Here is an 18,703-nt window from a genome sequence, read left to right as displayed (position 1 = left end):
GCACCAGCGCATATACGTATCGGCACTGCTGGGAAGCAATTTCCAGCAGTGCCGATCTGTATGAAGCGCTACTCAGCCTTGGGCGGGAGCGTCGCCACGTGCAGGCGCATCCTCGTTAACGTGAACCGCGGAGCCACCCATGCTGGCCACCCAACCGGTGATCTTCAGGGACAGATCCTGCGCCGTCAGACCCAGTTCCTGATGGATGGCTTCACGGGAGGCGTGATCCAGGAACTGCTGCGGCACACCCATGTCGCGGCACGCGGTGTGAACACCCGCAGCCCGCAACGCTGCGGAAACCGTCGATCCGATACCGCCGTGCACCCCGCCGTCTTCGAGAGTGACAACCAGCGCGAACTTGTCGGCAACCTTGACCAATGCGTCCGAGACGGGCAGAACCCAACGCGGATCGACAACGGTCACCGCGATGCCCTGCTTGTCGAGACGATCGGCGATCGCGAGGGCCAAGGAGGCAAATGGTCCGACGGCAACGAGGAGCACATCGCCGCGATCGCCGTCGGATTCACGAAGCACGTCAATTCCGTCGAGCCGCTTGATCGCCGGAATCCCCTCGGGGACAGCGCCTTTCGGGAACCGGACGACGGTGGGACCGTCGTCGACCTTGAGTGCTTCGTCCAATTCTTCACGGAGCGTGACGGCGTCACGTGGAGCCGCAACACGAATTCCGGGAATGATGCCGAGCAGGGACAAGTCCCAAACCCCGTTGTGGCTGGCGCCGTCGACCCCGGTGACGCCGGCACGGTCGAGAACTACCGTGACCGGCTGCTTCAGGAGCGCAACATCCATGAGCAGCTGATCGAAGGCACGGTTGAGGAAGGTCGCGTAAATAGCGACCACCGGGTGCAATCCGCCGAGCGCCAATCCAGCTGCCGACGTCATCGCATGCTGCTCCGCGATACCGACGTCGAACATGCGGTCGGGGAACTTCTCCGCGAACGCGGCCAGGCCTGTCGGGCCGGCCATCGCGGCGGTGATCGCCACGATGTCCTCGCGGCGCGAAGCCTGCTCGATCAACTCGGCGGAGAAAACTGATGTCCAGTCGAGTGCCGGCGTCTTGTCGGAGCGACCGGTCACGGGGTCGATGACCCCGGTTGCGTGCATCTGATCCGCGATGTCGTTCTCGGCGTGCGCGTAACCGTTGCCTTTACGGGTGACGGCATGAACGATCACCGGTCCGCCGTATGCCTTGGCCCGGCGCAACGCCGATTCCATGGCCTGCTCGTCATGGCCGTCGACAGGGCCGAGGTACTTGATGCCGAGGTCGGTGAACATGACCTGCGGGCTGACCGCGTCCTTGAGACCGGCCTTCATTCCGTGCAGTACCGAGTAAGCAGCGCGACCCACCCAGGGAAGCTTCTTGACCATCCTGCGACCGTTGTCGAGGGCCCGCTCGTAGCTCGGAGCGGTACGCAGCGCAGAAAGGTGATCGGCAAGTCCGCCGATGGTAGGCGCATACGAACGACCGTTGTCGTTGACGACGATCACTACGGAACGATCCTTGCCGGCCGCGATGTTGTTGAGGGCTTCCCAACACATTCCGCCGGTGAGCGCACCGTCACCGACAACGGCGACAACGTGTCGATCTTGACCGGTCAGCGCAAACGCCTTTGCCAAACCGTCGGCATAAGACAGTGCAGCTGAAGCGTGGGAGGACTCGACCCAGTCGTGCTCACTCTCGGCACGGCAGGGATACCCAGACAAACCACCCTGCTTACGCAAGGTCTCGAACTGATCCTTGCGTCCGGTCAGGATCTTGTGGACATACGCCTGATGCCCAGTGTCGAAGATGATGGCATCTTGCGGAGAATCGAAAATTCGATGCAGGGCAAGGGTCAGCTCGACAACCCCGAGATTGGGGCCGAGGTGACCACCGGTGGCAGCGACCTTCTGCACCAGGAACTCACGAATCTCGTCAGCCAACTCCGAAACCTCGGCGTGGCTCAACTGACGCAGATCGTCAGGACCTTGAATGCGGGCAAGAACACCCAACGAGATCGCTCCTTCCGTGCTTCACAGCTGCACCGGTGCGCGCCGCGGCTGTCTGTACGACAGTTCTGTCAGTCTACGGAGCGACTCAGCGAACCGACACGCGGACTCGGCGGTATTCACCTATAACTTCGAGTTACAGCACCACCGGGGCGGCGGTCCGTGACTGCAATCACAGACAAAACGGATGGCCGGTCTTGTAGATATCCGCTCGGCGACCACAAATTGTCGAACTCGTCCGCCTACAGTCATCCTATGGGAAACGTGGTTGACGATCTGATCGCCCGAGTCTTCGACAACGTCCGATCACTCGATGCCGGAGAAGTCGCCGACTACATACCCGAACTTGCTGCCGTCGCCCCCGATTCGTTCGGGATCTGCCTCGCCACCATCGACGGATACGTCTACGAAATCGGCGATTCCCGACATCCCTTCACGATCCAGTCGATCTCCAAGCCGTTCACGTACGCACTCGCTCTCGCCGATCGCGGTGCCGAGGCCGTCGACGCCAAGATCGACGTCGAACCGTCCGGTGAGCCGTTCAACGAGATCAGCCTCGATCCCCTCACCGAGCGACCACGGAATCCGATGATCAACGCGGGCGCGATCACCGCGGCCTCGCTGGTGACGGGGGCAGATCAAGCAACCCGCTTCGAACGAATTCGCGCAGCATATTCGCGTTACGCAGGCCGGGAGTTGCCGTTCAACGAAGCCGTCTACGAATCCGAAGCGCGCACCGGACATCGCAATCGCGCGATCGGACACATGCTGCGCTCGTTCGATGTGATCTCCGGCGACCCCAACGACGCCGTCGACCTGTACTTCCGTCAATGCTCCATCGACGTGACGTGCCGCGACCTGAGCCTGATGGCCGCGACGATGGCCAACAACGGCGTCAATCCGTTGACCCGCGAGCGCGCACTCACCGCCGTCGGCGTCGAACAGGTCCTCAGCGTCATGTCGACGTGTGGAATGTACGACGGCGCCGGGAAGTGGCTGGTCGAAGTGGGGTTACCCGCCAAGAGTGGCGTCGGCGGCGGCGTCATGGCAGTTCTTCCCGGGCAGATCGGGATCGCCGTCTACTCCCCCAGACTCGATGCTCACGGAAACAGCGTTCGTGGTGTGGCCGCGGCAAAGGCGCTGTCCAAGGAGTTGGAACTTCACTTCCTCCATGTGACGCGTGCGTCGAGGTCGTCGATCCGCGCGCGATACAACGTGACTCAGGCTCCTTCCCGAGTCAGGCGCACACCCACCGAACAGGCTGTTCTCGAAGACGTCGGCAAGCGGAGCCGGATCTACGAACTGCACGGCGATCTCCTGTTCACCGGCGCGGAGTCCGCCGTGCGCGAGATCGGTTCGGTGGACGAAGGACTCGAAGTGGTCGTGATCGACGTACGACGGGTCGACGACGCGAGCGACGTGGCGATTCGCATGATCACGGCTCTGCGGACCCAACTGGCCGACAAGGGTTGCGCCGTGGCATTGGTGGATCCGAGCGGGCTTCTCGGACAGGCAAGTTCGAGCATCAATCCCGCGCAACGCGGCGGACGGGTTTTTGCCGACCTCGACGCGGCGATGGCGTGGTGCGAGGACGCTCTCCTGACGCTCCACTGCTCACAGCAGCGTCAGCCGGCGAGCATGTCGATCGAGGATCACCCCGTCCTCGACGCCTTGTCACCGAAACAGGTGTCTGCCTTCGTGTCTCAGCTCGAGAGCCGAACGTATGCCAGGGGCGAAACTATCGCCCGCCGCGGTGATGCGGCGTCAGGGTTCTATTTGATTCTGCAAGGACAGGTCAGCACGACGTTCACCGACGTTCAAGGCCTCACGCACCGGATCGCGACGTTGTCCGCCGGAATGACGTTCGGCGAGATGACGATGTTCCTGAACTCCCGCTTCCTCAACGACGTCCGGGCCGACACCACTGTGGTTGTGGCTGTCCTCACGACTGCGCGGTACAACGAACTGACCTCTGCGGCACCGGAACTCAAACTTGCGCTGCTCGAGAGCCTGGCATCGGGCGCGTACGAACAACTCGACATGACCTTGCGCAGCGTTATCGGCGCAGGACGCATCTGATCGGAGAAGCCCCATGACCTTCACTCATTCGGAACAGTCGGACGCGACCAGCGTGACGGTCAGTGGAATCGGCCGCGCAACAGCCACTCCCGACATTGCCCGGTTGTCGATTGGCATCTCGGTGACAGACCCGGCAGTTGCCGACGCGTTCGGTGCCCTGGCCAGGCACTCGACCGCATTGACGGACGTACTGCACGCACACGGCATCCGCGGAGCCGACCTCGTGACAACAGGATTGAGCATCCACCCGCAGACTCAGTGGGTGGACGGCGGCCGAGCAGAAACCACCGGTTTCACTGCGTCGACGACATTTCGAATAGTAGTGCGCGAGTTGAGTGCGAACAGCTCGCATTCTCCCGCCGCCGTTATCGCTGATTGTGTGTCCGCCTCCGGCGACGCGATCCGACTCGACAGCGTGGCATTCGACCTCGAGGATCGAACGGCGCTGGCCGAGCTCGCCCGCGAATCTGCCTGGGCGTCAGCACAATCAAAAGCCGCACAGTTCGCGGCCCTGGCACGGAAAAATCTGGTCGACACCCTCGAGATTGTCGAGGGCGCCGACCAGATGGTCCCGGTGCACGGTGTATTTGCCGCGGCTCGGGCAGATTCTGCTCCGCTAGCCGTCGAACACGGTGAGATCGAGGAAACGATCTCGATCCGTGTTCGATGGTCTATGGCGTGATCAGCGTGAAGCCGACTTTTCGAGGTTGACCTCGTCCGCCTCGGGTACAACGATGTCGATCGTGGTTCGCAGTGCCCGGTTCGGGATGAAGGAAACCGCTACCAAGGTGACGATGGCAACAACGGCTGCGACCAGGAAGATGCGTCCCGTTGCGTCGCCGTACGCGAATCGAACGATCTGTCCGACGAAGTCGGGCATGTTGTTCAGGTCGAGTCCGTCCTGCAAGCTCTTGCCTGCAACCATCTGCTGCTCGGGCGGCAGTGCGGACACGGATTCCTTGGTCAGGGTGCCGACGCGACTTGCCAGGATGGAACCCAGTACCGACACGCCGATCGCACCACCGAAGGTACGGAAGAACGCAACGATACTGCTTGCCGCGCCGATGTTTTCGACGCTGACGGTGTTCTGGACCGCGAGCACGATGTTCTGCATCAGCATGCCGGTACCCAAACCGACGATGGCCATGAAGATTCCGATGGTCCACAGGTTGGTCGCGTGGTCGATCGTCGAGAGCAGACCGAAACCGATGAGCAGCAGCACTGCGCCGGAAACAACGAACGGCTTCCACTGACCGAATTTGGTGATCATCTGACCCGAGCCGACCGAGGCGACGAGCATGCCTGCCACCATGGGGATGGTGAGCAGTCCGGCTGCCGTCGGATCGAAACCGCGAGCTGTCTGGAAGTACTGCGTCAGGAAGGTCGTCGCACCGAACAGGCCGACACCCACTGCGACCGACGCGATGATTGCCAACGCGGTGGTGCGCTCGGTGATGATCTTGATCGGCAGGATCGGATCCTTGACCTTGGATTCGACGAACATCGTCAGAGCCAGCAAGGCAAGTCCGCCGAAGACGAAGTACAGCGACTGCATCGAGAACCAGGCGTAGTAGTCATCCTGACCGGCGAAGGAGACCCAGATCAGCAGAACGCTGACACCGGCGGTGAGCAAGGTGGCACCCAACCAGTCGATGGAGACGTTTTCCTTCTTCTCGGTCTCGATGTGCAATGTGCGCTGCAGGAGGAACAGTGCGATGACTGCCAACGGAACACACACGTAGAAGCACCAGCGCCAACCGACCGTGTCGACGATGACACCGCCGAGAACGGGTCCACCGGACATCGAGACAGCCATGGCAGCACCCATGTAGCCGGAGTACCGACCACGATCACGCGGCGGAATGATGGAGCCGATGATGGCCACGACGAGGGCAGTCAAACCACCCATGCCGATGCCCTGAATCACGCGGGCGCCAAGAAGCAGCGGCACGTTATGCGCTGCGCCGGCGATGATGGAACCGACCACGAAGATCACGATCGACGTCTGGACCAGCAACTTCTTGTTGAAGAGGTCAGACAATTTGCCCCAGATGGGCGTCGACGCGGCCGTCGCGAGCAGTGCCGCCGTGATGATCCAGGCGTACTGCGTCTGCGTTCCGTGCAATTCACCGATGATGGTCGGGAGAGCCGTCGAGACGATGGTGCTGCTCAGCAGCGCGGTAAAGAGTGCCGCGATGAGTCCGGTGAGGACTTTCAAAATTTCGCTGTGCGTCATCGCACCGCTCTCGGTACTAGCCCGAGTTTCTCCAACTGTGGCTGACATGTGCTTATCTCCCAATAGTTTCTACGCCCGCGACCGGCAAGGCCGGGTGCGGGACTGCAGGTGAGGCCTGACGATGGAGCGCTGCGCCGAACGTCTCGTTGAGACGTTGTAGCGATGACACTGCGGCCATGGCCTCTTCCTGGCTCCAGTCTTCGAGCATGCTGCGCAATCGCGCCGCTCGCCGTTGTTTCGTTTCCTCGAGAACGCTGTGCCCCTCGTCCGAGACCCGGATTCGGAACGCTCTCTTGTCTGCGGGGTCGGGACTTCGCTCGACATACCCGGCATCCACGAGATCGGACATCTGCCGACTGAGCGAGGACTGGCTGACACAGAGGTCTACTGCCAGCTCGTTCTGTCTGCACTCCCCTTTGGCTGCCAGCATGAACAACACACTGATCAGCGCCGGGGGCAACACGCTTTCAGCGCTGTGCGTCACCACGGCCCTCAAGGATCTGCCGAACAGGAAAACCGTGTCGACAAGAGCTTGGGCCGTATCCGGCTGCACTGACATGAGAACCCCTGACAACGATCTACGCGAAAACTACTTGCAGAACGCAACTATACATTTAGTTGCATAGCTCAAGCAACCTCTGGCGACGCGATAAGGGTCACACCCGATTCGGGAATCAGCTAACCGACAGCGATCAGACCCTGACAGTGATCAACGCTCGAGCAGAGCTATGCATTCCACATGATGCGTTTGAGGAAAAGCGTCGAAGGCCCGGAGTCCACCGATGCGGAATCCCTGCTCGAGATACAGACCGATATCCCGGCCGAACGATGCCGGATCACACCCGATATGAATCACGCGTTCAGTGCCGGTCGACGCGATCGCCTCCACCACCGGTCGGCCGGCGCCCGCTCGCGGCGGATCGAGAACAATCACACTCGGCGCGGCAGACAATGACGCGCTTGCGACGATCTTCTCCACCCGGTCAGTGTGGAATCGGACCTGCTCCAAATCGGACAACGCTGCCCGGCCGTCCGATGTTGCCCGCGCCGACAACTCCACGGATTCCACGACGCCATCCGATCCGACAAGATCGGCCAGTACCGCCGCGAACACCCCGACCCCGCCGTACAGATCCCACGCGGTAGCACCGGAGCCGACGCCGGACCAGTCCCGCACAACCTCTGAATATGCTTGCGCGGCACCACGATGCGCCTGCCAGAAGCCCGTCGCGGACAATTCCCACTCGCGGGTTCCCACGCGCTCACGCACGGTGTCATTACCGATCGCAACACGAGTTTTCCGCGGGCCGCTGCTCGCAGCACGGCGAGCCGTCGCCCCGCGCCGACCGGGCGCACGGCGCCCCGCCTTCGCGATGGTGGGCGCACTGATCTCGACCACATGCCTGGCACCGGTGGCGTCGAGGACCACCTGCAGTTCACTGCCCGGAGACCACTGATCTCCGGCCAATCCGTCGTAGGCACGTTCCTCGATCTGGGTGCATCGCAGGTCAGTGACAATGTGATTGCTGCGAAACGCGTGATACCCCGCCTCACCGTTTCCGTCAACGGCGAGCCGAACGCGAGTCCGCCACCCTGTGCCGTCGCCGGTGCCCGGCAGTTCCTCAACCTGCACGTCGCGTTCGACGCCGGCCAATCTCTGCAACTGCTCGGCCACCACCAGAGATTTCATCTCTCGCTGGATCTGCAGATCGGCATGCGAGTAGTCGCAGCAACCTGCTCCTCCGGGTCCGGCGATAGGGCACGTCGGGTCGATCCGATGCGGCGACGCCTCGAGAATGGATACCGCGTCGGCGCGCGCAAACGATCCGCCCTTGTCCTCGGTAACGCGAACCAGTGCCCGCTCCCCTGGCAAGCCGTGACGGACGAACACCACACGCCCCTCGTGGCGGGCAACAACAAACCCGCCGTGACCGGGCTTGCCCAGTTCCGCCTCGAAGGTCTGCCCGGTCCAATTCTCACTCAACGAACTACGCCTGCCGTTCCATCTTCTTGATCAATCATTTTTCTCCGGCGTCGTAACCACGACGAGTTGCGCCGGCTGTCTTCTCGATATCGAGGGGTTTGGCCTTTGCCGACGAACTCAACTGCCACGGAACACTCGTCACCATGACGCCGGGCTGGAAGAGCAAACGGCTCTTGAGTCGCAATGCGCTCTGGTTGTGCAGGATCTGCTCCCACCAATGGCCGACCACGTACTCGGGGATGAACACGGTGACCACGTCACGGGGTGCGTCACGTCGCACTCGCTTGACGTAGTCGAGAACCGGCTTCGTAATTTCGCGGTACGGCGACTCGATCACCTTGAGCGGCACAGTCACGTCGCTCTTCTCCCACTGCCGAACGAGCGCGCGGGTGTCAGGTTCGTCGACGTTGACGGTGATTGCCTCGAGCGTGTCCGGTCGTGTTGCTCGCGCATAGGCCAGGGCGCGCATCGTCGGCATGTGCAGCTTCGAGACAAGCACAATCGAGTGCGTGCGGCTGGGAAGCACACCGTCCCACTCCTGCTCCTCGAGTTCGGCGGCAACGCTGTCGTAGTGGCGTCTGATCAGCTTCATCACGCCGAAGATGGCCACCATCGCGACGATTGCGATCCAGGCACCCGCTGCGAACTTGGTGATCAGAACGATGATCAGCACGGCACCGGTCATCGCGAGACCGATCGAGTTGATGACCCGCGACCGCTGCATACGAGCGCGCTGTGCCTTGTCCGTCTCGGACTTCAGGTGGCGCGTCCAGTGCTTGATCATGCCGGTCTGACTGAGCACGAACGAGACGAAGACACCGACGATGTACAGCTGGATCAGCTTGGTGACCTCAGCGCCGAAGATGACCACAAACGCGATGGCTGCAGCCGACAGGAACAAAATGCCGTTGCTGAATGCCAGGCGGTCGCCGCGAGTGTGCAACTGACGTGGCAGATAGCGATCCTGAGCCAGGATGGATGCGAGGACGGGGAATCCGTTGAACGCGGTGTTCGCTGCCAGCACGAGGATCAGCGCGGTGACAATCGCGATGAAGAAGAATCCGATCGGGAATCCGTTGAACACAGCTTCGGCGATCTGCGCGATCAGGGTCTTCTGGTGGTAACCCTCAGGAGCGCCGACCAGCTGTTCTGCCGGATTGTGGGCGTAGACGATGCCGATCTTCTGAGCCAGGATGATGATGCCCATCAGCAAGACGATGGCGATCGAACCGAGCAGCAGCAAGGTCGTGGCAGCATTGCGCGACTTCGGCTTCTGGAAGGCCGGCACACCGTTGCTGATTGCCTCGACGCCGGTCAGCGCGGCACAACCCGAGGAAAACGCGCGCGCGATCAGGAACGCGAAGGCAATTCCGTACAGATGCGAGTCCTCGGCATTGAGTGTGAACGACGACGATTCCGCGTGAACATCTTCACCGAGCACGTAGATCCGGAAGAACCCCCACGCCAACATCAAGAACATCCCGACGATGAAGGCGTAGGTCGGAATCGCGAATGCAGTTCCCGACTCCCGGATGCCGCGTAGGTTCACCGCCGTCAGCAGGACGATCGCCGCCACCGCGAACAACACCTTGTGCTGAGCCACGAACGGCAGTGCCGAACCGATGTTGGACGCCGCTGACGAGATCGATACAGCAACAGTGAGCACGTAGTCGACCATCAGCGCGCTGCCCACGGTCAAGCCCGCTGTCGGCCCGAGATTGACCGTCGCCACCTCGTAGTCACCACCACCGGACGGATACGCGTGGACGTTCTGGCGGTAGCTCGCCACCACGACAGCCATCACGATGGCGACCGACAGGCCGATCCACGGCGTGTAGGCGTACGCCGAAATGCCCGCAACGGAGAGAACCAGGAAGATTTCTTCGGGGGCATAGGCAACGGACGACATGGCGTCGGACGCGAACACAGGGAGCGCAATCCGCTTGGGTAGCAGCGTGTGCCCGAGTTTGTCACTTCGGAACGGCCGGCCGAGCAAGAGCCGCTTGGTCGCGGTCGAGAGCTTAGACACGTCCAAAGCGTAAGCCGTCGAGCCTGAAATGGAGTCATCCGCCGTAGAACTGCACCGTCATCCCCGCAATCACAACGGAATTGCGCCAGTCGAGACTTGCTCTTCCCGCTCAGCGATGTACGGTTCGTTTCGGCGTGCAATCGCGTCGAAAGTCCATGAACGGAGTAGGTCGTGTATGTCGTCATCATGGGATGCGGTCGTGTGGGATCTTCCCTCGCCGCGTCCCTGACCAGGATCGGACACGAAGTTGCGGTCATCGACCGCGATCAGAGTGCATTTCTGCGTCTCGACCATGATTTCCCGGGAACCACAGTCCTCGGCATGGGTTTCGACCGCGACGTACTGATTCGATCAGGCATCGAGCGCGCCGACGCCTTCGCGGCAGTCTCGTCGGGTGATAATTCCAACATCATCGCGGCCCGGGTCGCGCGCGAGACTTTTGGTGTCGAACGCGTCGTCGCACGAATCTACGACGCGAAGCGCGCCGCTGTGTACGAGCGCCTCGGCATCCCCACCGTGGCAACAGTTCCATGGTCGACCGACCGGTTCCTGCACACGTTGACCAAGGAAAGCCAGACGGCAAAGTGGCGCGATCCGTCGGGAAACGTCGCGATCACCGAACTTGCGCTACACGAGGATTGGGCCGGTAAATCCATCTCGGTTCTCGAAGGCGCGACCAATTCCCGGGTGGCATTCATCATCCGCTTCGGTACCGGCGTTCTCCCCGATCGCAAGACCGTCATCCAAGCCGACGACCAGGTGTACATCGCAGCGGTGTCCGGCACCGTCGCCGAAGCGATCGCACTTGCCGGCAATCCGCCGCCGAGCGACGACTGAGGCGGCTGCTATGCACACGTCACACCCGACCGCACTGCCCGAAAACATGATGCACCACAACGTGATTGGAAGTTCCAGGTGAAGGTCGCCATCGCCGGCGCAGGTGCCGTAGGTCGCTCCATTGCGCGCGAGCTGATTCGCAGTAACCACGACGTCATGCTGATCGAACGCAAGATCGAACACGTCGAACCCGAGTCAGTGCCCGAAGCCACCTGGGTACATGCCGATGCCTGTGAGCTCAGCCGACTCGAGGAGGCCTCGCTGGAGGAGTACGAGGTGGTGATCTCCGCAACCGGTGACGACAAAGCCAACCTCGTACTGAGCTTGCTCGCAAAAACGGAATTCGGCGTGCGCCGCGTTGTCGCCCGCGTCAACGATCCGCGAAACGAATGGCTGTTCGACGAGTCGTGGGGCGTTGACGTCGCCGTTTCCACCCCCCGGATGCTGGCATCGCTGGTCGAAGAGGCCGTCTCGGTCGGCGACTTGGTCAAACTCATGACTCTGCGACAGGGGCAGGCCAACCTCGTCGAGATCACCCTGCCAGACAACACTCCCCTCGCCGGCAAGCCCGTCAAGCGGCTCGAACTCCCCCGAGACTGCGCGCTCGTGACGATCCTGCGCGGAGGCCGCGTCATCGTTCCCGAACTCGACGACCCGATCGAAGGCGGCGACGAACTTCTTTTCGTCGCGGCTATCGACACCGAGGACCAGCTCCGAACGGCGCTGCGTCTCGACGCCTGACAACGAGCCTCGACGCCTGACACCGACATCACACAACGAAAGGGATAATCATGGCCGCTGCACCCGAAAATACCGTTGTCGTCGACAATCCGGCTCAGAGCCGCTTCGAGATTCACGTCGACGGCGAGCTTGCCGGGATCGAGGACTACACCACTGCCGGCGACGTGCTCTCGTTCAATCACACCGAGATCTATCCCCGTTTCGAGGGATTCGGATTGGCAGCAATCCTGGTGAGCGGCGCACTGGACCAACTGCGATCACGCGGGCTGAAAGTACACCCGGTGTGCCCGTACGTCGTGAAGTTCGTCGGCAAGCACCCCGAGTATCAGGATCTGGTCAGCTGACGTCGCGCTGATCCGGCTGATCGCCTGGCTCCTCGCCTACCGCTTCGATATCGCTCTCGGTAGGCGGGGGCTCGACAATCCGATCTGCCTTGCGCACAGCCCAAATGGTGACCACAAACGCCAGGCCGGCGAGCGGCCACCCCATCGCGATACGTGCCACCGCGAGCCAACCCGTGTGATCTGTGTCGTACAACTGCGACTGCACGACGTACCGGGCGCCGAACACCAACGCCCATGCCGCGGTAGCGATGTCGTAAGCCTGCACCGCGCCTTTGTGTCGACGCCACAGGTTGCCGTGACCGTTGAGAAAACCCCAGATGATGCCGACCAGGGGCCAGCGAATCAGTATCGACACTACAAATGCGGCACCATAGGCGAGGCTCGTGTAGATCCCGAAGAGGAAGTAGCCCTTCGCATCTCCGGTGCGGTGTGCGATGAACGCCGATACGGCGACACCGAGAACGCCTGAAATTGCCGGCTGGATCGACTCTTTACGGAAGACGCGCCACGCGGCGATCAGCACGGCCACGCCCACTGCCGCCCAGATGGCAGCGGTGAGGTTCCAGATGCTGTTGACCGGAACAAAGATCAGAATCGGCAGCGACGTGTAGACGAGACCACTCACTCCACCGAGTTGGTCCATCACCGATTGCTGTTTGGGTTCGCTCACCTGTCGAGGGTGCCACACGCGCCGCGTTATGCGGCAAATGCGCTGTGTCTGGTCCTACGGCTGCGGCTACTCGCCGCGCAGCTCGTAGTACGGATTGAAGATTGCCTTGCGCCCGTCCCGCTCGCCGACGCGGCCACGGATCAGGATGGTCTTGCCGGTCTCGATACCCGGAATGCGGCGTCGGCCGATCCAGACGAGGTTGATGACTTCGGTGCCGTCGAAGAATTCCGCTTCGATACTGGCATTGCCCGACTTCGGACACGCGTCGACGCTACGGAGTCGACCCTCCATCGTGACTTCTTCACCGCGCCGACAGTCGCATGCTTTCCGGCCTCCCACGGCCTCGATGGACTCGGTCATTTCCTGTGCATCCAACTGATCGACATCCTCGGTGAGGCGACGAGTCAGTCGGCGAAAATATCCTGCGGCGGCGGGTGCCATTGCGCGCTCCTGCGAACAAATGTGACGCACGGGTTTCGCGTCACGGAAGGGCTGTGTGTTCGCCACTGTAGCCCCATTACGAGCGGGTAACCACACCGGTCGATCGGCGATCTCGGGGCACCAGGCAAGATCAGGTAATGGCGCTCACACATTCACCGTCCGTTGCCGTCGTTCTCCCTGGTACGGGCTCTGACGCACACTTCGTGGACCACGCGTTCCGCGGGCCGCTCAGCGCTCGAAGTGTGCGCACCGTCGCAATCGAACCGGACCCTCGGCGTGTCGTCGGCAGCTACCTCGACGCGATGGATGCCGCAGCCACCGAATACGGGAAAATCCTTGTCGGTGGTGTGTCCATCGGTGCTGCCGTCGCCTTGCAGTGGGCAGCGCTCAATCCGGACAAGACGTCGGGAGTATTGGCGGCGCTGCCACCGTGGACCGGAGCACCCGATCACGCACCGGCAGCGGCGAGCGCACGGTTCACCTCGTCACAGCTGCGCAGCGAAGGTCTGGAATCGGTCATTGCAGCGATGCTCGCCTCCAGCCCGGCCTGGCTGGGACACGAACTGGAACGTTCGTGGCGTTCGCAGTGGCCGGATCTGCCGGCGGCTCTCGACGAGGCCGCGACGTATTACTCGCTGACCGAAGCAGCTCTTGCGGAGATCGACGTTCCGGTCGGAATCGCGATAGCGCTCGACGATCCGGTTCATCCGGCGACCGTCGGCTACGAATGGGCGGCCGCGCTCCCCCGCGCCGAAGTGGGCACACTCGAGCTCGACCAGATCGGCCACGACGCCGCGATACTCGGGGCCACCTGCCTCGAGGCGCTCACGGCGGCCGGATTCTCTCAACCGCCGCGAGCGCCTGAAGTAAACGTGAGTTACTGACCCAATTGCTGCATGGCAGAACCGGATTCGCCCCGGCGCTGCGGCGGGACCGGCGGCGTGGGCGGCTGTTGCTGCACCTGCTGGCTCGCAGCGATCTGCTGATCGACTTGTTGCTGAGCTGCGGCCTGCTGCTGCGCGACCATCTGCTGCTCATGCGCGGCAGCGAGCTGCTCGGCCAACGCCTGCGGCAGCACCACCGGCAGCGGAGTCCGCACCGGATGTGGCTCCGCTCCGCGATTGACGACGGTATCGCGCAGAATGTCGCGCGCAATAGCAACCAGCGGCGCGCCGGCGGCTGTCGATCCACTGGGACCGGCCACAACACACCGAACCATCCACCGCGGACCGTCGACACCGATGAAACGCAAATCCATGGCAGCGGTCTCCGCGACCAGTTCGCGACCCCACGGACCGTTCTCGATGCTGACCGGCGAATTGTCGTCTCGCAAGGACTGCGCCAGTTCGGCGACAACCTCACGCCACTGGCCAGGCGATTTCGGTGCCGCGTAGGCGGCGACAGTGACCCGTCCGTGTTCGGTGACCAGGTGCACGGCCTGGGGTGACCCGTTTGGCGCCATCTCCACCTGCAGTTGGCCGCCAGGAGGCATCGGAACCAGAACAGAACCGAGATCGAGTCGCTGACCGTTCCGACCGGCAGTCGGATCGTCGGACTCGATGTCCGCGATGTCGTACGGGCCCTCGGACTCTTCGCTCACCGTGTCATCTGCGTCGTCGGATTCGTCGACCTGGTCGACATCCTCGTCCTCGAAGAAACCTGTCGGTTCCTCGTCTACATCTGACTTCTTCTTACGTCCGAACATGTTTCAGACTCCCTCTACGACAGGACTCACACCTGCATCGGTGTCGAGTATCGCGTGTCCGCCGCTCGAACCATATCCACCGGTACCTCGGGCGGTGTCGTCGAGCGACTCCACTTCCTCGAATACCGGCAGTTCGACGCGCTGAACCACGAGCTGCGCAATTCGGTCGCCGCGACGAATCTCGACCGCTGTGTCCGGGTCGAGATTGATCAGACACACCTTGAGCTCGCCTCGATAACCTGCATCCACGGTGCCCGGCGCATTCACGATGGACAAACCCGATTTTGCAGCAAGTCCGGAACGCGGATGGATGAGTCCGACAGTGCCGACCGGCAAGGCAATCGCAATACCCGTACCAACGAGGGTACGGCGGCCGGGCTCGATAGTGACATCGCTGGTGGAGCACAGATCCACACCGGCATCACCGGGATGTGCACGCTGCGGAACCGGCAGGTCTGGGTCCAGTCGCTTCAAGGCGATGGAGAGATGATCGCTCACGTCGGCCAAGACTACTCGGCGCAGACCGGAGAGAGGACTACTGGGCGCGGAGCACCTAGAGGACCACTGCGCGAGACGGACTATCCTTGACTCGTGCCCGAAACATCTCGACCTGACGTCGCTACCACAGCCCCTGCGTCCACGACGCTCTATTCCGAGCGCCTCTGGCTGCCCATCGGGTGGTGGATCGCCGGAATCGCCGTGGCCGCGCTCCTGGCAGCGGAAGTCCACATGGGGCGCCCGGGCCTGGTGTCGCTGCTCGCGTACGTGGTGCTGCTACCCATCCCGATCTGGCTGTCGTTCTGGCTCAGCCGCACCCGCGTCGAGGTTGTCGAAACCGGCGGGGTCAAGGAATTGCATGTTGGCCGAGCGCACATTCCAGTGAATCTGATCTCACGCGCCGCTGCCGTACCTGCTTCGGCAAAGAGTGCCGCGATGGGTCGCCAGCTCGACCCGTCTGCTTTTGTCCAGCACCGACCGTGGGTCAAGACCATGGTCTTGATCGTCCTCGATGATCCGGAAGATCCGACGCCGTACTGGCTCGTGAGCTCACGTCGACCCGAAGAACTGGTCAAAGCTCTCAGCCAAGACTGAGCAAAGTAGTAGGCGGTCTCACGACCGCCTTGATCCCTCGGTCGACCCGAAGACATCGGGTCGACCGTCGGGACGCAATGTAAAGCTGCGAAGAACTATCAGGCTGCGCAGTCCATGCACACGAGCTGTCCGTTTGCATCGCTCGCCAGACGGCTGCGGTGATGCACCAGGAAGCAACTCGAACACGTGAACTCGTCGGCCTGCTTCGGAACGACCCGAACCGACAGCTCTTCGCCGGAAAGGTCTGCACCGGGCAGCTCGAAGGATTCTGCAGTGTCGGTCTCGTCGATATCGACGACAGCCGACTGCGCCTCGTTGCGCCGCGCCTTCAGCTCTTCGAGCGAATCCTCCGAAACCTCGTCGGACTCTGTACGCCTCGGTGCGTCGTAGTCAGTTGCCATGTCGCTTACCCCTCATCCTTCTCGTGTATCCCGGTCCCATGAACGCCTGGAATCCGGTAGATCCCGTCATGCGCATGGAAACCGCCGTGGCATGGAGATCATTCCCTGTCGCTGCACAACGTGGCAGCGGGTGGAAAAGTGCCCGGAAACTTCTCCCGAGAACGTGATCTGTGCCTCATTTGGTTGTCATTACGGCATGGAGCCGACGCCCAGTCGAACGACCTGGGCCGCCAGACAGTAGCCGAAGTAAGCGCGAAAGTAGTAACCCATTCGGTCATTTCCGAAAAAAGTCTGCGAATCGTCACCAACTACACAGCATTTTGTGATCTTCGACCCCGAAAACTCCCCTGAAATCACCGCGGTATCACCGCAGCAGCACCGACGTATCAACTCGGCGAAATTCGGTTGACGGCCAGTCACCACACACCTGAACGGGATTGAACCGCGCGCCCTCTAAGGTAGGCACCGAACGTCACGCCCGCTCTGCTCGGCTTGACGACGAAGCTCCAACTCGTCCAGAAAGTCGAGGGATACCGTGGTTTCTCTGATCACCGAAGGCAGCGCGACCGACGACCGAGGTCGTCCGTTCCGGCGCCGACGCGTGTGGCCGGTCGTGGCGGTGTTCGCGGTACTCGCCGTCCTCGGCAGCGCGCTGTGGATCAAGATCCTCACGGCTGACGCAAAAATCAGCGATACGGTCGCCTGCAATCGCCCGCAGGCATCGTCCGATCCGGCCGCCCCACAACCGATGCCCCTCGGTTCGGTTGTGGACCGAACCACGCTGCTCGACGTGGAACCGGCGCCGCTGGCTGCGACCAAGGTTCGAGTCTTCAACGCCAACGGTGAAAGCGGTCAGGCCTCGCAGGTAGCCGCCCAGCTGAAGGACTACGGCTTTGCCAGCGCTCCAGACGTACAAGTGGGCAACGACCCGGTCTACGTTGATCAGAACATGCAATGCCAGGGCCAGATCCGCTTCGGGGAGAACGGAATCGCTGCGGCCAGTGCCGTGTGGCTGGTCGCTCCGTGTGCAGAACTGATCAGGGACGGCCGGACCGACGACACGGTCGATTTTGCGCTGGGCACGTACTTCAGCAAGGTCTCCCCCAACACCGATGCCGGCGAGGTGCTCCGCGCCCTCGCCGAGCAACCCGCGAATGCCGAAGCCGCGGCAATGGACATCGATCTCTTGAAGGCGGCGCGAACCGCTAGGTGCTGATCGGGCGGTCCGCACCGCATGCGGTGAGCATCGCCGCGAACTCGTCGGCGATCCCCGGGGCGCACGCGTAGACGATGTCGCCCGCCGCAGACGTCGAATTCGGGCCCGGAATGCAGATCACGGCACCGGCTTCCTCGGCGATCAACGAACCGGCAGCCCAATCCCATGGGCTCAGTCCGTGCTCGAAATGGGTATCGACGCGACCGGTCGCCACCATGCACAAATCCAGCGCCGCAGAACCGATCCGCCTGATGTCGCGCACCTGGGGCAAAATCTCCGCGATGAACCGCCCTTGTGCCTTGCGTCGCTGAGCGCCGTATCCGAAACCTGTAGCCACCAAAGCCATTGACAGCTCGGTCACCGGGTTGGCGGCGAGCTCACTGACCGCACCGTCCTCGGTGGTCATCGTGGCGCCGCCACCGCGGTGCGCCGAATACGTCGCCCCTGCAGACACATCGACTACCGCGCCGGCCACGGAAACTCCGTCGATCTGCACCGCTACCGACACCGCGAACGCCGGAACTCCGTAGAGGAAGTTCACAGTTCCGTCGATGGGATCGACAACCCAGCGGACCCCTACGACGTCGCCTGCGTCTCCGCCACCTTCCTCACCGAGAATCGAATCGTGCGGCCGCAGCGTCGCAAGCAGATCCCGGATCACCTGTTCCGTCTCGGTGTCGACGATCGTCACCGGGTCGGTCGGTGTGCTCTTGGCCGCAACGGTTCCGGCGTCGGAACCGTTCTCGCTCTCACCCGAACCGACGACGCCGAACACTTCCGGACGACGGGCGCGAACGTGCGCAGCAGCGCGTTCCGCGACGGCCACCGCCACCACTCTCAGTTCGGCAGGATCGAGCGAATCCGTGGACAACTCGGACAGGGAAATCTCTTGTGGGCGCACACCACCATCGCAACACATCC

The 18,703-nt window shown here is 62.3% G+C and carries 19 protein-coding genes; 8 read left to right on the top strand and 11 right to left on the bottom strand.

Annotated elements, in window-relative coordinates; translation table 11 throughout:
* Positions 1–72 precede the first annotated feature (72 nt).
* The gene (dxs, locus tag CJ178_RS03260; protein ID WP_095886086.1) at positions 73–2,010 is read right to left on the bottom strand and encodes a 1-deoxy-D-xylulose-5-phosphate synthase; all 1,938 of its coding nucleotides are present in this window, start codon (positions 2,008–2,010) and stop codon (positions 73–75) included.
* 252 nt (positions 2,011–2,262) lie between these two features.
* Between dxs and glsA the strand changes: the two genes are divergently transcribed.
* Positions 2,263–4,086: a glutaminase A gene (glsA, locus tag CJ178_RS03255; RefSeq protein ID WP_095886085.1), complete on the top strand. Its 1,824-nt coding sequence runs from the start codon at positions 2,263–2,265 to the stop codon at positions 4,084–4,086.
* A gap of 13 nt (positions 4,087–4,099) precedes the next feature.
* On the top strand, positions 4,100–4,768 hold the full coding sequence (locus tag CJ178_RS03250; protein ID WP_095886084.1) for an SIMPL domain-containing protein: 669 nt from the start codon (positions 4,100–4,102) through the stop codon (positions 4,766–4,768).
* On the opposite strand, the gene CJ178_RS03245 is transcribed toward CJ178_RS03250, so the two are convergent.
* From CJ178_RS03245 to CJ178_RS03230, 4 genes are all read right to left on the bottom strand, one after another.
* Complete coding sequence (locus CJ178_RS03245; RefSeq protein ID WP_052683516.1) at positions 4,769–6,370, bottom strand: MDR family MFS transporter; 1,602 nt, start codon at positions 6,368–6,370, stop codon at positions 4,769–4,771. It abuts the gene before it with no gap.
* A gap of 4 nt (positions 6,371–6,374) precedes the next feature.
* On the bottom strand, positions 6,375–6,881 hold the full coding sequence (locus CJ178_RS03240) for a MarR family winged helix-turn-helix transcriptional regulator (RefSeq protein WP_033234768.1): 507 nt from the start codon (positions 6,879–6,881) through the stop codon (positions 6,375–6,377).
* A 150-nt stretch (positions 6,882–7,031) separates the two neighbouring features.
* The gene (locus CJ178_RS03235; protein WP_095886083.1) at positions 7,032–8,306 is read right to left on the bottom strand and encodes a class I SAM-dependent RNA methyltransferase; all 1,275 of its coding nucleotides are present in this window, start codon (positions 8,304–8,306) and stop codon (positions 7,032–7,034) included.
* 34 nt (positions 8,307–8,340) lie between these two features.
* Complete coding sequence (locus CJ178_RS03230; RefSeq protein ID WP_033234770.1) at positions 8,341–10,335, bottom strand: APC family permease; 1,995 nt, start codon at positions 10,333–10,335, stop codon at positions 8,341–8,343.
* Positions 10,336–10,506: 171 nt separating this feature from the next.
* On the opposite strand from CJ178_RS03230, the gene CJ178_RS03225 reads away from it, so the two are divergent.
* From CJ178_RS03225 to CJ178_RS03215, 3 genes are all read left to right on the top strand, one after another.
* The gene (locus CJ178_RS03225; RefSeq protein ID WP_033234771.1) at positions 10,507–11,172 is read left to right on the top strand and encodes a potassium channel family protein; all 666 of its coding nucleotides are present in this window, start codon (positions 10,507–10,509) and stop codon (positions 11,170–11,172) included.
* Between the two features lie 78 nt (positions 11,173–11,250).
* The gene (locus tag CJ178_RS03220) at positions 11,251–11,913 is read left to right on the top strand and encodes a potassium channel family protein (protein WP_033234772.1); all 663 of its coding nucleotides are present in this window, start codon (positions 11,251–11,253) and stop codon (positions 11,911–11,913) included.
* A gap of 50 nt (positions 11,914–11,963) precedes the next feature.
* Positions 11,964–12,257 carry a GNAT family N-acetyltransferase gene (locus tag CJ178_RS03215; protein ID WP_033234773.1) on the top strand — a complete coding sequence of 98 codons (294 nt, stop codon included), beginning with the start codon at positions 11,964–11,966 and terminating at the stop codon, positions 12,255–12,257.
* Here CJ178_RS03215 and CJ178_RS03210 read toward each other — a convergent pair.
* Both CJ178_RS03210 and CJ178_RS03205 read right to left on the bottom strand, forming a co-directional pair.
* On the bottom strand, positions 12,250–12,927 hold the full coding sequence (locus CJ178_RS03210; RefSeq protein ID WP_095886082.1) for a DUF3159 domain-containing protein: 678 nt from the start codon (positions 12,925–12,927) through the stop codon (positions 12,250–12,252). The genes CJ178_RS03215 and CJ178_RS03210 overlap by 8 nt on opposite strands.
* 66 nt (positions 12,928–12,993) lie before the next feature.
* Positions 12,994–13,368 carry an OB-fold nucleic acid binding domain-containing protein gene (locus CJ178_RS03205; RefSeq protein ID WP_033234775.1) on the bottom strand — a complete coding sequence of 125 codons (375 nt, stop codon included), beginning with the start codon at positions 13,366–13,368 and terminating at the stop codon, positions 12,994–12,996.
* A 137-nt stretch (positions 13,369–13,505) separates the two neighbouring features.
* On the opposite strand from CJ178_RS03205, the gene CJ178_RS03200 reads away from it, so the two are divergent.
* The gene (locus CJ178_RS03200; protein WP_045067430.1) at positions 13,506–14,252 is read left to right on the top strand and encodes an alpha/beta fold hydrolase; all 747 of its coding nucleotides are present in this window, start codon (positions 13,506–13,508) and stop codon (positions 14,250–14,252) included.
* Here the strand turns inward: CJ178_RS03200 and CJ178_RS03195 are convergent.
* Both CJ178_RS03195 and dut read right to left on the bottom strand, forming a co-directional pair.
* Positions 14,246–15,073, bottom strand: coding sequence for a DUF3710 domain-containing protein (locus tag CJ178_RS03195; protein WP_033234776.1), 828 nt, complete (start codon positions 15,071–15,073; stop codon positions 14,246–14,248). The genes CJ178_RS03200 and CJ178_RS03195 overlap by 7 nt on opposite strands.
* Before the next feature lie 3 nt (positions 15,074–15,076).
* Positions 15,077–15,571, bottom strand: coding sequence for a dUTP diphosphatase (dut, locus tag CJ178_RS03190; protein WP_033234988.1), 495 nt, complete (start codon positions 15,569–15,571; stop codon positions 15,077–15,079).
* A 93-nt stretch (positions 15,572–15,664) separates the two neighbouring features.
* Here dut and CJ178_RS03185 point away from each other — a divergent pair, with 93 nt between their 5' ends.
* Positions 15,665–16,165, top strand: coding sequence for a DUF3093 domain-containing protein (locus CJ178_RS03185; RefSeq protein ID WP_095886081.1), 501 nt, complete (start codon positions 15,665–15,667; stop codon positions 16,163–16,165).
* 98 nt (positions 16,166–16,263) lie between these two features.
* Here CJ178_RS03185 and CJ178_RS03180 read toward each other — a convergent pair whose 3' ends face one another.
* Entirely contained in the window at positions 16,264–16,566 is a 303-nt protein-coding gene (locus CJ178_RS03180) for a DUF4193 domain-containing protein (RefSeq protein WP_003942593.1), read from the bottom strand.
* Positions 16,567–17,101: 535 nt separating this feature from the next.
* On the opposite strand from CJ178_RS03180, the gene cei reads away from it, so the two are divergent.
* Positions 17,102–17,782, top strand: a complete 681-nt coding sequence (cei, locus tag CJ178_RS03175; RefSeq protein WP_033234778.1) for an envelope integrity protein Cei — start codon at positions 17,102–17,104, stop codon at positions 17,780–17,782.
* On the opposite strand, the gene CJ178_RS03170 is transcribed toward cei, so the two are convergent.
* Positions 17,772–18,701 carry an inositol monophosphatase family protein gene (locus tag CJ178_RS03170; protein WP_045067426.1) on the bottom strand — a complete coding sequence of 310 codons (930 nt, stop codon included), beginning with the start codon at positions 18,699–18,701 and terminating at the stop codon, positions 17,772–17,774. The genes cei and CJ178_RS03170 overlap by 11 nt on opposite strands.
* Positions 18,702–18,703: the final 2 nt, after the last annotated feature.

Origin of the sequence: Rhodococcus sp. ACPA4, assembly GCF_002300185.1 — a bacterium.
In the GTDB taxonomy this organism is placed as follows: domain Bacteria; phylum Actinomycetota; class Actinomycetes; order Mycobacteriales; family Mycobacteriaceae; genus Rhodococcus_F; species Rhodococcus_F globerula.
The sequence above is the reverse complement of the archived record's forward strand: the minus strand, read 5'-3'. Positions and strand labels throughout refer to the sequence as shown.

Bases quoted from the DNA above. Each gene is read 5' to 3' on its own strand.
- CJ178_RS03250 (WP_095886084.1), top strand. From the start codon at position 4,100: ATGACCTTCACTCATTCGGAACAGTCGGACGCGACCAGCGTGACGGTC.
- CJ178_RS03195 (WP_033234776.1), bottom strand. From the start codon at position 15,073: ATGTTCGGACGTAAGAAGAAGTCAGATGTAGACGAGGAACCGACAGGT.
- CJ178_RS03200 (WP_045067430.1), top strand. From the start codon at position 13,506: ATGGCGCTCACACATTCACCGTCCGTTGCCGTCGTTCTCCCTGGTACG.
- CJ178_RS03245 (WP_052683516.1), bottom strand. From the start codon at position 6,370: ATGTCAGCCACAGTTGGAGAAACTCGGGCTAGTACCGAGAGCGGTGCG.
- CJ178_RS03215 (WP_033234773.1), top strand. From the start codon at position 11,964: ATGGCCGCTGCACCCGAAAATACCGTTGTCGTCGACAATCCGGCTCAG.
- CJ178_RS03170 (WP_045067426.1), bottom strand. From the start codon at position 18,701: ATGTGTTGCGATGGTGGTGTGCGCCCACAAGAGATTTCCCTGTCCGAG.
- glsA (WP_095886085.1), top strand. From the start codon at position 2,263: ATGGGAAACGTGGTTGACGATCTGATCGCCCGAGTCTTCGACAACGTC.
- CJ178_RS03205 (WP_033234775.1), bottom strand. From the start codon at position 13,368: ATGGCACCCGCCGCCGCAGGATATTTTCGCCGACTGACTCGTCGCCTC.
- CJ178_RS03240 (WP_033234768.1), bottom strand. From the start codon at position 6,881: ATGTCAGTGCAGCCGGATACGGCCCAAGCTCTTGTCGACACGGTTTTC.
- CJ178_RS03180 (WP_003942593.1), bottom strand. From the start codon at position 16,566: ATGGCAACTGACTACGACGCACCGAGGCGTACAGAGTCCGACGAGGTT.